General features: G+C 34.2%; 14 protein-coding genes and 1 tRNA gene. 8 read left to right on the top strand and 7 right to left on the bottom strand.

All coding sequences use genetic code 11. The annotated features are described in order from the left end of the window. Position 1: 1 nt before the first annotated feature. Positions 2-74, bottom strand: a tRNA-Lys gene (locus ACEN2I_RS19545). 126 nt (positions 75-200) lie between these two features. Between ACEN2I_RS19545 and ACEN2I_RS19540 the strand changes: the two genes are divergently transcribed. Continuing rightward, positions 201-719, top strand: a complete 519-nt coding sequence (locus ACEN2I_RS19540) for a shikimate kinase (RefSeq protein ID WP_441767767.1) — start codon at positions 201-203, stop codon at positions 717-719. Here the strand turns inward: ACEN2I_RS19540 and ACEN2I_RS19535 are convergent. Then, positions 711-1,211, bottom strand: a complete 501-nt coding sequence (locus tag ACEN2I_RS19535) for a phosphoribosyltransferase domain-containing protein (RefSeq protein ID WP_441767766.1) — start codon at positions 1,209-1,211, stop codon at positions 711-713. The genes ACEN2I_RS19540 and ACEN2I_RS19535 overlap by 9 nt on opposite strands. A gap of 119 nt (positions 1,212-1,330) precedes the next feature. After that, positions 1,331-1,720, bottom strand: a complete 390-nt coding sequence (locus ACEN2I_RS19530; protein ID WP_441767765.1) for an RNA-binding S4 domain-containing protein — start codon at positions 1,718-1,720, stop codon at positions 1,331-1,333. 79 nt (positions 1,721-1,799) lie between these two features. Here ACEN2I_RS19530 and ACEN2I_RS19525 point away from each other — a divergent pair, with 79 nt between their 5' ends. Together ACEN2I_RS19525 and ACEN2I_RS19520 are read left to right on the top strand one after the other, a co-directional pair. Continuing rightward, positions 1,800-2,936 carry an FKBP-type peptidyl-prolyl cis-trans isomerase gene (locus ACEN2I_RS19525; RefSeq protein WP_441767764.1) on the top strand — a complete coding sequence of 379 codons (1,137 nt, stop codon included), beginning with the start codon at positions 1,800-1,802 and terminating at the stop codon, positions 2,934-2,936. 155 nt (positions 2,937-3,091) lie between these two features. Next, positions 3,092-4,003: a hypothetical protein gene (locus ACEN2I_RS19520; RefSeq protein ID WP_441767763.1), complete on the top strand. Its 912-nt coding sequence runs from the start codon at positions 3,092-3,094 to the stop codon at positions 4,001-4,003. A 72-nt stretch (positions 4,004-4,075) separates the two neighbouring features. Here ACEN2I_RS19520 and ACEN2I_RS19515 read toward each other — a convergent pair whose 3' ends face one another. From ACEN2I_RS19515 to ACEN2I_RS19505, 3 genes are all read right to left on the bottom strand, one after another. Next, on the bottom strand, positions 4,076-5,029 hold the full coding sequence (locus ACEN2I_RS19515; RefSeq protein ID WP_441767762.1) for a transketolase family protein: 954 nt from the start codon (positions 5,027-5,029) through the stop codon (positions 4,076-4,078). A gap of 75 nt (positions 5,030-5,104) precedes the next feature. Further along, on the bottom strand, positions 5,105-5,956 hold the full coding sequence (locus tag ACEN2I_RS19510; protein ID WP_441767761.1) for a transketolase: 852 nt from the start codon (positions 5,954-5,956) through the stop codon (positions 5,105-5,107). Positions 5,957-6,198: 242 nt separating this feature from the next. Next, positions 6,199-6,516 carry a hypothetical protein gene (locus tag ACEN2I_RS19505; protein WP_441767760.1) on the bottom strand — a complete coding sequence of 106 codons (318 nt, stop codon included), beginning with the start codon at positions 6,514-6,516 and terminating at the stop codon, positions 6,199-6,201. 405 nt (positions 6,517-6,921) lie between these two features. Here ACEN2I_RS19505 and tgt point away from each other — a divergent pair, with 405 nt between their 5' ends. The 5 genes from tgt (at position 6,922) to dnaB (ending at position 12,834) form a co-directional block, all read left to right on the top strand. After that, positions 6,922-8,052 carry a tRNA guanosine(34) transglycosylase Tgt gene (tgt, locus tag ACEN2I_RS19500; RefSeq protein WP_441767759.1) on the top strand — a complete coding sequence of 377 codons (1,131 nt, stop codon included), beginning with the start codon at positions 6,922-6,924 and terminating at the stop codon, positions 8,050-8,052. A 69-nt stretch (positions 8,053-8,121) separates the two neighbouring features. Then, positions 8,122-9,210 carry an LptF/LptG family permease gene (locus ACEN2I_RS19495; protein ID WP_441767758.1) on the top strand — a complete coding sequence of 363 codons (1,089 nt, stop codon included), beginning with the start codon at positions 8,122-8,124 and terminating at the stop codon, positions 9,208-9,210. Continuing rightward, a complete protein-coding gene (locus tag ACEN2I_RS19490) occupies positions 9,197-10,084 on the top strand; it encodes a DMT family transporter (RefSeq protein WP_441767757.1) in 888 nt (295 codons plus the stop codon). The genes ACEN2I_RS19495 and ACEN2I_RS19490 overlap by 14 nt, the downstream gene beginning before the upstream one ends. 112 nt (positions 10,085-10,196) lie before the next feature. Continuing rightward, entirely contained in the window at positions 10,197-11,150 is a 954-nt protein-coding gene (locus tag ACEN2I_RS19485; RefSeq protein ID WP_441767756.1) for an acetyl-CoA carboxylase carboxyltransferase subunit alpha, read from the top strand. 139 nt (positions 11,151-11,289) lie between these two features. After that, positions 11,290-12,834: a replicative DNA helicase gene (gene dnaB, locus ACEN2I_RS19480; protein WP_441767755.1), complete on the top strand. Its 1,545-nt coding sequence runs from the start codon at positions 11,290-11,292 to the stop codon at positions 12,832-12,834. Between the two features lie 103 nt (positions 12,835-12,937). Here the strand turns inward: dnaB and ACEN2I_RS19475 are convergent. After that, positions 12,938-14,047, bottom strand: a 1,110-nt coding sequence (locus ACEN2I_RS19475; protein ID WP_441767754.1) for a T9SS type A sorting domain-containing protein, incomplete at its 5' end; no start/stop codon positions are given.

The raw sequence follows: 14,047 nt of genomic DNA, 5'->3' as shown, positions 1-14,047 counted from the left end.
GTGACCCGACTGGGGCTCGAACCCAGGACCCCATCATTAAAAGTGATGTGCTCTACCAACTGAGCTATCGAGTCATTATGTTTCTTGAACGCGGGTGCAAATATAAGGAGTTTATTTTATTATTTGCAAGCAATTTTATTATAAATTTGTCTTTTTTTAACCAAATTTCACAACGCCTTAGTTTATAAGGTTTTATTAAAATGAAAAAAATTATATTATTAGGTTATATGGGCTGCGGAAAGTCTACAATTGCCCAAAATTTATCAAAAGCTACTAATATTCCATTTCTGGATTTAGACAAATGCATCGAAAAAAGAGTAAATTTATCAATAAATGAAATTTTTGAACAGCATGGAGAAATATATTTTCGAAAATTAGAACACGAAATGCTAGTTGAATTACTTCAGTCTTCAGAAAATAATATAATTGGTTTGGGTGGCGGAACACCCTGTTATGCCAATAATCATGAATTATTAATAAGAGATGATGTCACTTCTGTTTATTTAAAGGCTTCAATAGAGACCTTGTATAATAGATTGCTGCATAACAAAAGCAAGCGTCCGCTAATTGCGAATATGGATGAGGAGGAAATGAGAGAGTTTATCGCGAAACATTTGTTCGACAGAAGCTTTTATTACAACCATGCGCAGCATAAAATTTCTGTCGATAATAAAACTGTTGAAGAAACAGTTCAGGATATTCTGGAGATATTAGCTTAAAGAAGCGTAATTGCCCCCGTTTTCATCAAAAACAACTTTTACGTGTTCTAATAAAGATGTGGAGAGAGAAATTCCTTTGAAATCGGCTTTTACAGGATATTTTTTGTGATTTCGGTCAACAAGCACTGCGGTTTTAAATTTTTTCAATGGAACGTCGAGAAAATGGCGAACAGCGTATATTAAAGTAGTTCCTGAATTTAAGACGTCATCAACCAGCACCAAGCCTTTGTTTTCGTATTCAGATATAGCCAAAGAAGTTTGTATTGGTAACTGAGGATTTTGTTTGTCTATGATAACTTCACATAAAGAAATTTTAAGAATAGATATGTTGCTTAAGGCTAAAGCAATTTTTTCTGCAAAAATACATCCGTTGGTCGCAATTCCGGCTATCACAACTTCATCTTCATCAACAAAAGTTTCGTAAATCTGATAGGCGATACGTTTTATTTTATGTTCAATTTCCTGATTGGTTAAGATGATGTTCTGGCTCATGATTTATTTTTTTGCTAATGTACAAATTTAAAAATTCCAATATTAAAATTCCAAATTCCAATGTAAGGAAGATAATTCTATAGTTGTAATTTTGGAATTTGAGATTTAAAAATCGGAATTTAATTTTCCTCTTCATCATCAAAAATTTCATTACCATACTCGTCAATATCCCTTCGGTCTTTTTTAGTTGGTCGTCCTGTTCCGCTTTTACGGTAATGTTCTTTGGATAGTTTTAATAATTCTAAATGTGCATAAGCTTCCGGCGGTGTCTCGTTTTTACGATATATGTCGACAAGTTTTGCTCCGACACGACTTTCGGGGATATCCAGTACAGTTATAATTTGTGTAATCTGATCTTTTCTAAATGTGATTCTGTCTGTAGGAAAAACTTCTTTAGATGGCTTGGCTACCTGACCATTTACGGTAATATGGTTCTTTTTGCAGGCTTCAGTAACCATATTTCGTGTCTTGTAATATCGTACACACCAGAGGTATTTATCTATTCGCATAATTTTTCTAAAATCGGAGTTAAATTCTTTACAAAAATAAATCAATATTGTATCTTGCGCACCTAAAAAATTAACAATAATGAATAAATTTAAATATTTTTTTATTTTACTGATAGCGCTCTCTGCTTTAGTTTCTTGTAATAAAAATGATGATGATGATAAAGTGGAAACTGTTCCTCTGAGAGATTATCAAGAGCAATACTTAAAAGATAATGATTCAATTATAAAATATTTAAAAACTAATTATATTGAAGAAGTTACTGCGGATTTTGATATAAAAATTAGTAAGATTCCTGCAGGAGGGACTCAATCTTCTATTTGGGATCAGACTGTTTATCCTTTACAGTCGAGAAATGTTTATAATGATAACATTACTTATAAAGTGTATTATTTGGTTTTAAATGAGGGTGTTGGAGATGCGCCATGCAATTATGATGATATCACTGCATCATATGTGGGGAATCTGTTGGATGGGACTGTTTTTGATACATCTGAAAATTTAGCAAGGTTTTTCAGTTTAGATGGTACAGGGGCTAACGGTGTTTTTGTGGATGGCTGGAAGGAGATTTTTCCTAAATTTAAAGCAGGAAAAGCAAATCCTGCAAATGCGGATGGAACAATAACTTATAGTAATTTTGGAGCCGGAATGATGTTTTTGCCTTCCGGATTAGCGTATTATGCGGGAGGGTCAGGTGCGATTAAGGCTTATACTCCTATAGTTTTTAGTTTTAAATTGTTTGATGTACAAAGAGTTGATCATGATCGAGATGGTATTTTTGATATTGATGAAGATATTAATGGTGATGGATATGTTTATGATTTTCGTGATAAAACATTATATTCAAATCCACCTGCTGAATTAATTGATGATACAGATGGAGATGGTGTTGCAGATTTTATTGATATTGATGATGATGGAGATGGATACACGACTCTTTTAGAAATTAGAAAGCCTACTGGCGAGGTTGGGGGGGCTTTTGGTCCAAGTGAATATTTTCCATTTGAGGCTTTTGCTGTAGAAGATGATCCGACAACACCTAATATAAATGAAGCATGGAATAGTGAGCCAAGAGGGATTCCTTCGTTTTTGAAAACTATAACAGAAAATGGTGTAATAAGGAACGAATATGATTATACTACGCCAGGCAGAAAAAAGATTCATCTTGATAAAGATCATAATACGACTAAAGTTACTACGATAACAGCAAAAAAATAAAAAGATTAAGATTTGAAAAATAAAAAACCTCGAAATTCACTTCTCGAGGTTTTTATTTTTTATATGTAAGTAAAAGTTTATTTTTTTTGTTTATTTGTTTTATAATGTAAGGAAAAATATTATATATTTGTTTTTATAATATTAAACTTATAAAAATGAAAAAAATAATCGGATTGTTTGTTTTGTTAATTACTATTTCATGTAGTAATGAAGATCAGGTTGAGTCCAATAGTTCTCCCGCGTCAAATTTGTCTTCTTCGGTATTAGATGGGAGAATGTTATCTTTCAAAGATGATGAATCTTTTATTAAAGAATATTCTGAATTGTCAGAAATGAAAAATTCAAAAGATATTCAGAATTGGATTTCTAAAAAGGGTCATCTTTCACTGCTAAATTCATTTGATGAAAGTAATGTTGATCAAGATGATCTTTTTAATACATCAAAAATTATTTATTCAGATGGTATAAAAGCTATTCTTAACTCAGATTCGATGCTAAAAATCGGAGATAAAGTGATTTGGTTGTATGAAGAAAAATTCTATAAATTAAATGCCGAAGACTATGATAAAAAAGTAGAAGAGCTTAGGTTAATTAAGGATGAGTTAGAAGTATATGGGACAATATATAATGGAAACAAATCTGAAAAAACACAAACAAGCAGAACGGTAATTCCTGTAATTAATGGTGAAACTAGGTCCTATTCTAGCGAATCTAGTGGTAAAAGATATGGTCTCATTTTATTTATAGAAACAATAGGTGTAGGCGGTGCGCAGAGTAGTAAAGTATTTTTAAAAAGTATAGAGGATTACAGGTCATGTTCATTTTGGAGATGTACATGGAAAAGTGATAATGCTGCATCTAGAGTGCTAAATTTTAATTTATCTTCAGAGTGTACTTGGGTATTAGCAGTTCAAAGTGGTGTAGGTGTCTCTGTTATTGGTTCACAAACAATTTTATTGGCGTCAAGAAATGGTTCAGGTATTCCGTGTCTGGAAACAGACTTTGTTTTAAATGGAACAATAAGTACACTTGGAGCAAATGGATATATTTGGAATCAGACATTTTAAAAAACAAATTTTATTTAAAAAACCTCGAAATGTGAATTTCGAGGTTTTTTTATAGATATGAAAATCTAAAAATTATTTTCTTTTAATCACTCTTTCTGCAGCTTCAACAATCGCCTGATTGTTTAATTTGTATTTCTCCATTAATTGCTCCGGAGTCCCAGACTCACCAAAACTATCTTGTACAGCTACAAATTCCTGAGGAGAAGGATTGTTTAAAGCTAGTACTCTTGAAACGCTTTCTCCTAAACCTCCAAGGAAGTTATGCTCTTCTGCTGTAACTACACATCTGGTCTTTGCTACTGATTTCAAAATTGCTTCATCATCAAGTGGTTTTATCGTGTGAATATTGATTACTTCAGCAGAAATTCCTTTTGCTTCTAATGTTTCAGCTGCAATTAACGCTTCCCAAACTAAGTGTCCTGTTGCAACAATTGTTACATCTGTTCCTTCGTTCAGTAAAATTGCTTTTCCAATTACAAATGGTTCGTCAGCAGGAGTGAAATTAGGTACAACCGGACGACCGAAACGTAAATAAGCAGGGCCATGGTGTTCAGCTAAAGCTAATGTTGCAGCTTTGGTCTGATTGTAATCGCAAGTATTGATTACAGTCATTCCCGGTAACATTTTCATTAAACCAATATCTTCAAGGATTTGGTGTGTTGCTCCGTCTTCTCCTAAAGTTAAACCAGCATGAGAAGCACAGATTTTTACATTTTTATCAGAGTAAGCAACAGACTGACGAATTTGGTCATAAACTCTTCCTGTAGAAAAGTTAGCGAAAGTTCCTGTAAACGGAATTTTCCCTCCAATTGTTAAACCTGCAGCGATTCCGATCATGTTAGCTTCTGCAATCCCGATTTGGAAAAAACGCTCAGGATGATTTTTTTTGAATTCATCAAATTTCAATGATCCAATTAAATCAGCACATAATGCTACAACTTTTTCGTTTTTTTGACCTAATTCAGTCATTCCCGCACCAAAACCTGAGCGGGTGTCTTTACTTCCTGTATTTGTATATTTTTTCATTTTTGTTTTATTGCTGTATGCAATAGGCTGTAGGCAATAGGCATGAAGCTTACCGCTTAAAGCTTAAAGCTTTTTTTAATAATCGATTTGATCTGCAGAATAGTTTTGAGCCAAAGCATTAGCCAACTGATCGTTGTTTGGTGCTTTTCCATGCCATGCGTGCGTGTGCATCATAAAATCAACTCCGTTACCCATTTCAGTGTGCAATAAAACACAAACTGGTTTTCCTTTTCCGGTTTTAGCTTTAGCTTCAGCCATTCCTTTTAATATAGCATCAATGCTGTTTCCTTCAGTTATATCGATAACATCCCAGTCAAAAGCCTCAAACTTAGCACGAATGCTTCCCATAGGTAAGACTTCGTCTGTTGTTCCGTCAATTTGTTTACCGTTAAGATCAATTGTAGCAATAAGGTTGTCTACTTTTTTAGCAGAGGCATACATGATCGCTTCCCAGTTTTGACCTTCCTGCAATTCACCGTCACCATGTAAAGTATAGATTAGATGACTGTCTCCATTTAATTTTTTTGCCTGAGCAGCTCCAAGCGCTACAGATAAACCTTGTCCTAATGAACCAGAAGCAATACGAACTCCAGGTAATCCTTCATGAGTTGTTGGATGCCCTTGTAAACGAGAGTTCAATAATCTGAAAGTTGCTAATTCTGAAATGGGGAAATAACCACTACGTGCTAAAACGCTATAAAAGACTGGAGAAATATGGCCATTTGAAAGGAAAAAGATATCTTCTCCAATTCCGTCCATATCAAAACCTTCTTTGCGGTCCATAATATTTTGGTATAATGTTACCAAAAATTCAGTACAACCTAAAGATCCACCAGGGTGGCCTGAGTTGACAGCATGTACCATTCGAAGGATATCTCTTCTTACTTGGATCGTTAAATCGCTTAATTGTTGTGTGTTAGGCTTCATTTTATATGTAAAAGTTAAACTGTAGCAAAAGTAATTGTTATTTTGCGGGCTGACAAATGATTTTTTGCTTTAGTTTACCGGAATTGTTAGATTTTAATTCTTTTTTTATTGAGAAAAAAAAAATACACTAATGTTTAAGGATTTCAGAATCAGAAATGAAGCTGTAGTTGTTATTTAAAGTGTAAAATGAAAAAAGCCCTAATAACAGGGCTTTCCGTGAATAATAATGAAAATTTAAAATTCTATTTGGTGTCGGCTTCGCTATAGAAGTTGTTTTCTTCGTCTTCTGAACCAATTTCTTCTTGTTGGTCATCTAATTCGGCACCGGGAACGTCCAAATCATTTCCGAGTTTATCACTGTTCTGCTTCCATTCGTGATTTTCCATATTGCTAATAGTTCTTTCGCCAGAAATTCCTTCCGGATCGATATTTTCCAGTTTGTCTTCCTGATTGTAAATGTCTTCGGTTGCCGGATATTCTAAGTTTTCCAGATTTTTTTCAATTTGGGTATTCTTAATTTGATCTAAATTGGCAGGATTTCTTTCTTCTGAATTTATCATGATTTCTATAATTTAAAATTGATATTAATTTTTGTTTTTATGTAGATCTAAAATTAAGAAATTAATACTGATGGTATGTTACACTTTAGTAATGTGATTGTTGTAGTTTTTACATTTGATTGTCCTCATAATACTGGGTTTCCTGAATGTCTGGTGTTTGCGTTAGGGATAAAAGCGGCATCCTTTTGTGACAAGAGAAATGTTCTCGATGAAAACAGAGTTTTCTGTAACAAAAGATATAGCGTATAGCCCGACCTGAGGGAACGCCCTGAGAATTTAAAATTCCAACTTTTCTGAAATTCCAAAGTCCAACTTAAGGTTAATAAGAATCATTATCTAATTGACAAATTATCTAATTAATTTCCCTGAAATTAGCTTATCTTTGCCGACTGAAAAAAGAAACAGATGAAGTTTGATTTATTGCAAAAAGATCCGCAATCGAAAGCGAGGGCGGGGAGTATTACTACGGATCATGGTGTAATTGAAACGCCAATTTTTATGCCTGTCGGTACGGTAGCTTCTGTGAAAGGGGTGCATCAGCGCGAATTAAAAGAAGATATTAATCCTGATATTATTCTTGGAAATACCTACCATTTATATTTACGTCCACAAACAGAAATTCTTGAAAAAGCAGGCGGATTACATAAATTCATGAACTGGGATCGTAATATTTTGACTGATTCTGGAGGTTATCAGGTATATTCTCTTTCGAATAATCGAAAAATTAAGGAAGAAGGAGTGAAGTTCAAATCGCATATTGATGGTTCGTATCACTTTTTTACACCAGAAAATGTAATGGAAATTCAGCGTACTATTGGTGCTGATATTATCATGGCTTTCGATGAGTGTACGCCTTATCCTTGCGATTACAGATATGCTCAGCGTTCGATGCACATGACACACCGTTGGTTGGATCGTTGCATTAACCATTTAGATAAAGTGCCCTATAAATATGGATATGAGCAAACATTTTTTCCGATTGTTCAGGGAAGTACGTATAAAGACTTGCGTCGTCAATCAGCAGAATATATTGCAAATTCTGGTCAGCAGGGAAATGCTATTGGCGGATTATCAGTAGGAGAGCCTGCAGAAGAAATGTATGCCATGACGGAAGTGGTTTGTGAAATTTTGCCGGAAGACAAACCAAGATATTTGATGGGAGTAGGAACTCCGATTAATATTTTGGAAAATATTGCGTTAGGAATTGATATGTTCGACTGTGTAATGCCAACACGTAATGCGAGAAACGGTATGTTGTTTACATCAAACGGCACCATCAATATCAAAAATAAAAAGTGGGAAGCTGATTTTTCTCCAATCGATGAAATGGGACATACTTTTGTAGATACGGAATATACAAAGGCGTATTTACGTCACTTATTTGCTGCAAATGAATATTTAGGAAAACAAATTGCTACGATTCATAATCTTGGTTTTTATATGTGGTTGGTTCGTGAAGCCAGAAAACATATCATAGCAGGAGATTTTAGACCATGGAAAGAAATGATGGTTAAAAATATGAGTCAAAGACTGTAAAAATATGTTTAATTTGTTTAATCGTTTATTCGATTAAACGACTAAACAAATAATCGATTAAACTTTGCTATGTTAACGATAATAGATAAGTATATTTTAAAAAGATATTTGGCCACTTTTTCGGTGATGATTCTTTTATTTATTCCAATTGGAATTGTAATTGATGTTTCTGAAAAGGTGAATAAAATGTTGGAAAATAAAATTCCTTTTACACAAATAGCCATTTATTATTACAACTTTACCGTTTATTTTGCGAATTCATTGTTTCCGATATTTTTATTTTTATCGGTGATTTGGTTTACTTCTAAACTTGCAAATAATACAGAAATTATTGCAATCTTAAGTTCTGGAATTTCATTTACACGTTTTTTAAGACCTTATATTATTGGTGCTTCTGTAGTTTCGGTTTTTGTTCTTTTAATGGGGTTTTTTATTGTTCCTGCTGCGAGTGAAGGGTTCAATAATTTTAGGTATACTTATTTAAAAGGAAATGGGAAACAGCTGATGAGAGGGGAGAACACAAATGTTTATCGACAGCTTAATGACAACGATTTTATTTTTGTTAATAGTTTTAATGAAGAATCTAAGACCGCTTTTAATTTTTCGTTAGAACATTTTGAAAAAGACAAACTAACTTATAAAATCACGGCCAGTCGCATTAAATGGGATCCAAAATTGAAAACCTATATTTTGTATGATTATACAAAAAGAACTCTCGGTGAACTTAGTGATAAAATTGAAAAGGCACCTGAAAAAAAAGTTCATTTTAAGTTTGAACTTTCAGATTTAACGCCGGTAGTTTATATTGCTGAAACACTTTCACTTGGAAAACTGTATGATTTTATTGAAAAGGAAAGAAAAAGAGGTTCCGGAAATATTAATACATATTTAGTAGTGCTTTATAAAAAATACAGTGTACCGGTTTCTGCATTCATCCTTACGATTATTGCCGTAGCAGTTTCAGCTATGAAACGCCGTGGTGGTATGGGATCTAATCTTGCAATCGGAATTGCAATTGCATTTTCGTTTGTTTTTTTTGATAAAATATTTGGTACTCTTGCCGAAAAATCTACTTTCTCACCTTTATTAGCTGTTTGGTTTCCGAATATTGTTTTCGGAATTCTGGCAGTCTACCTTTTACGTAATGCAAAACGATAATTTAAAAAGTTATTTAAATCTTCATTTCATTGTTTTTATCTGGGGGTTTACAGCTATTCTTGGCGCCTTAATATCTATTGATGCAGAGAATTTAGTGTGGTTCAGAATGTTTCTTGCCGGGGCTTTTCTGGCTGCTTTTATAGTATACAAAAAACAGTCTTTTGTAATATCGGCGAAATCTTTTGCCAAATTAATTTTTGTCGGATTATTGATTGCACTACATTGGATTTTCTTTTTTAAAGCGATTCATGTCTCTAATGTATCAATAACATTGTCCATATTTTCTCTTGGTGCTTTTTTTGCATCGTTGTTAGAACCACTCTTTTATGGAAGAAAAATATTAGTCTATGAAGTTTTTTTCGGGTTAATTATAATTGCTGGTTTAGCATTAATTATGCAGGTTGAGGTCAAATACCTACACGGAATGTATTATGCTCTCGCTTCTATTATTTTAGGTGTTTTGTTTACGCTTATGAACGGAAAATTGATTTCTGATCACGAGCCCTCTGTTATTACATTTTATGAATTCGGTGCGGGTGTTTTCTTTATATCCATTTACTTTTTGGTACAAGGAAAATTTACTGCTGATTTTTTTTCCATGTCATTCAGCAATTGGATGTTATTACTCATTTTAGCTTCGGTTTGTACAGCATATGCTTTTACGGCTTCAGTAAAAGTAATGCAGAAATTATCGCCTTATACCGTAATGTTAACAACTAATTTGGAGCCTGTTTACGGAATTATGCTGGCGTATTTTATTTTGGGAGGAAAAGAAAAAATGAGTACAGAATTTTATATTGGTGCCTTGATAATTGTAATTACAGTTATTTTAAATGGCGTTTTTAAGCATTATCAAAACAAACAAAAAGTGTAATATTTACCTTATTTTTAAATTACATTTTAATACTTTAAATAACAATTCACTTCGCCAATGATATAATATTTTTATATTTGCGGTTCGATTTAAAAACAAAATTCAAAAATCCATGGAATATTTAGATTTTGAGCTTCCAATCAAAGAACTTGAAGAACAGTTAGAAAAGTGCGTTATAATTGGAAAAGAATCTGATGTTGATGTAACACCAACATGTAAAGAAATCAATAAAAAATTAGAACAAACTAAAAAAGATATATACAAAAACCTCACGGCCTGGCAACGTGTACAATTGTCAAGGCATCCAAACAGACCATACACTTTAGATTATATAAGAGCTATTTGTGGTGATACTTTTTTAGAGCTTCATGGTGACAGAGGTTTTAAGGATGATAAAGCAATGGTAGGTGGATTGGGAAAAGTAAACGGACAGTCGTTTATGATCGTTGGTCAACAGAAAGGTTTTAATACAAAAACACGCCAGTACCGTAATTTTGGTATGGCTAATCCTGAAGGCTACCGTAAAGCTTTACGTTTAATGAAAATGGCAGAGAAATTCGGAATTCCGGTTTTGACTTTAGTAGATACTCCTGGTGCATATCCAGGATTGGAAGCAGAGGAAAGAGGACAAGGGGAAGCGATTGCCAGAAATATTTTTGAAATGGTTCGTTTGAAAGTGCCAATTATTACAATCATTGTTGGTGAAGGTGCTTCTGGTGGAGCTTTAGGAATAGGTGTTGGAGATAAAGTTTATATGTTAGAAAATACTTGGTATTCTGTAATTTCACCTGAATCATGTTCTTCTATTTTATGGAAAAGCTGGGAATATAAAGAACGTGCAGCTGATGCTTTGAAGTTGACTTCATCTGACATGAAAAGACAAAAATTAGTAGATGATGTTATTCCGGAACCACTTGGTGGAGCACATTATGACAGAGAAACTACTTTTAAAACAGTAGCAGAATATATTACCAAAGGATATAATGAATTGAAAGATTTATCAACAGCCGACTTAATTGCCCAAAGAATGGACAAATACAGTAGTATGGGCGAGTATAAAGAGTAAATTCATAAAAAATGATTCAAAATCCGAAGCCTTACCGTTTCGGATTTTTTTTTGGTTATGAACAAAAAAACTTATTTATAAACAATTATTAGTTATAACTCGATAGCAATTTTTTTTTAAATTTTGTTACTTTCGCTATATGGAAAATTTCAAAAATGTAAATCCTGTAAAGGTAGATAAAACCACAATTATTAATTTAGAAAAAGGAAAATTGCCTCCACAAGTACTTGATTTAGAGGAAGCTGTTCTGGGAGCAATGATGATTGATAAAAAAGGGGTTGATGATGTAATTGATATTTTACAGCCGGATGCATTTTATAAAGATGCACACAAATTTATTTTTGAAGCAATCGTCCAGCTTTTTACCGACACACAGCCAATTGATTTATTGACGGTTTCCGCTCAACTGAAAAAAAACGGAAAATTAGATTTGGCAGGTGGCGATTTTTATTTAATTCAGTTAACGCAAAAAATTGCATCTTCTGCTCATATCGAGTTTCACTCTCGTATCATTCTTCAGAAATTTATTCAAAGAAGCCTGATCAGGATTTCTTCTGAAATTATTGAAGCTTCTTATGATGAAACGACTGATGTATTTGATTTATTGGATCAGGCTGAATCAAAACTTTATGAAGTAACGCAAGGAAATATAAAACGTAGTTCTGAAACAGCACAGAGTTTAGTGCTTCAGGCTAAAAAACGTATTGAAGAAATTGCAAAACAAGAAGGTTTGAGCGGTGTTGAAACGGGTTTTACTAATTTAGATAAGCTTACCTCCGGATGGCAACCAAGTGATTTAATAATTATTGCAGCGAGACCAGCTATGGGAAAAACTGCCTTTGTACTTTCAATGGCCAGAAATATTGCTATTGATTTCGGGCATCCGGTAGCATTGTTTTCTTTGGAAATGGCTTCTGTTCAGCTAATTACTAGGTTGATTTCATCAGAAACAGGATTGTCATCTGAAAAATTACGTACCGGTAAATTAGAGCCTCATGAATGGGAAATGTTGAGCACAAAAGTAAAGAACTTAGAAAAAGCTCCTCTATTTATTGATGATACACCATCACTTTCTATTTTTGATTTAAGAGCAAAATGCCGTCGTTTGGTTTCACAGCACGGTATCAAAATCGTTATTGTTGATTATTTACAATTAATGACGGCTGGAGGAAATGCTAAAGGAGGTGGAAATCGTGAGCAGGAAATCTCGACTATCTCCCGAAACTTAAAAGCCTTGGCAAAAGAGCTAAACGTCCCTGTAATTGCACTTTCGCAGTTATCGCGTGCCGTTGAAACCCGTGGATCGAGTAAGCGACCGTTGCTATCGGATCTTCGTGAATCTGGAGCTATTGAACAAGATGCTGATATTGTTTCGTTCTTATACCGACCGGAATATTACAAAATTGATGAATGGGATGATGATGAGGCTTCACCAACAGCAGGTCAGGCAGAAATTATGATTGCCAAACACCGTAATGGTGGAATCGAAAATGTTAGATTGAAATTTTTGGGACACCTTGGTAAATTTGATAACCTTGATGATTTCTCAGGGAGTTATGATGATTTGCCATCAAAAATGAATCATGATGACAACCCGTTTATTACTAAAAATCTTCCTTCAGCCAATGATGCTTTCGGAAGTAATCTGAATGATGACGACGATGATAGTGATGTGCCGTTTTAAGTAAGTGTCAAATTTTAAATACAGTTACAATAAATAGAAAGGGAAAAATCATTAGATTTTTCCCTTTCTGAGTTTTAAAGAATTTATTCAAACCTTTTTTGAATTATTTTTTCAAAATTAATTTGTGTGTAATTAGTTTACTGTCTTTCTTTTCTATAATAAAGTAGAGACCGTCAGCAAAACTTTCGATATTAACTGTATTAATTACATCAGAAGTAACTTTTACTGTTTTAATAGTTTGCCCTAATTGATTTGTAATGCTTATATCAGTATCATGATCGGATTGTATGTTTACAGTACCTTTACTTGGATTTGGATACATTAAAAATTTAGCTTTTTCTTCGATATCAGGAGTTGCTAAAGTATTTACCAAAATACATGATGATGTAGAACTACAGGATCCGACAGTTACCACAACGGCATAAGAACCATTAACTGTTGGCGTAAATGATTGTCCGTTTTTACCAATTAATACTGTAGCCGGGCATTGAATCCATTGATATGTAGCTCCAGTCTGATCAGCTGTTATTGTTCCTCCGGCAAGTGTAGCTGTAGAAATTATAGAAGCTGGTTCAGTAATTGTAAAACTACGTGTTGCAGTACATCCATTTGCATCAGTAATAGTTACAGTATAAGTTCCGGCTGAAAGTCCTGTAGCTGTTGCAGCAGTTCCACCTGAAGGAGCCCAAGAGTATGTGTAAGCACTAGCTCCGCCAGATGGGTTCACAGTAGCTGTACCATTAGCACCACCATTACAGGATACATTTGTTTGGGAAGTTGTGGCAGTAATAGCAGTAGGTTGTGTAATGGTAAAAGCACGTGTTGCCGTACATCCATTTGCATCAGTAACTGTTACGGTGTAGGTTCCTGCAGCAAGTCCTGTGGCTGTTGCAGCAGTTCCGCCTGAAGGAGACCATAAATATGTATACCCTGGAGTCCCACCCGAAGGAGAAACAGAGGCAGCTCCGTTTGTTGCGCCATTACAAGACACGTTGGTTTGACTTGCTGTTCCAGTACTAATAACACTAGGCTGCGTAATTGTAAAACTACGTGTTGCCGTACATCCATTTGCATCAGTAACTGTTACGGTGTAGGTTCCTGCAGCAAGTCCTGTAGCTGTTGCAGCAGTTCCGCCCGAAGGAGACCATAAATATGTATACCCTGGAGTCCCACCCGAAGGAGAAACAGAGGCAGCTCCGTTTGTTGCGCCATT

Source organism: Flavobacterium sp. W22_SRS_FK3, from assembly GCF_052113665.1.
Lineage (GTDB): Bacteria > Bacteroidota > Bacteroidia > Flavobacteriales > Flavobacteriaceae > Flavobacterium.
The sequence above is the reverse complement of the archived record's forward strand: the minus strand, read 5'-3'. Positions and strand labels throughout refer to the sequence as shown.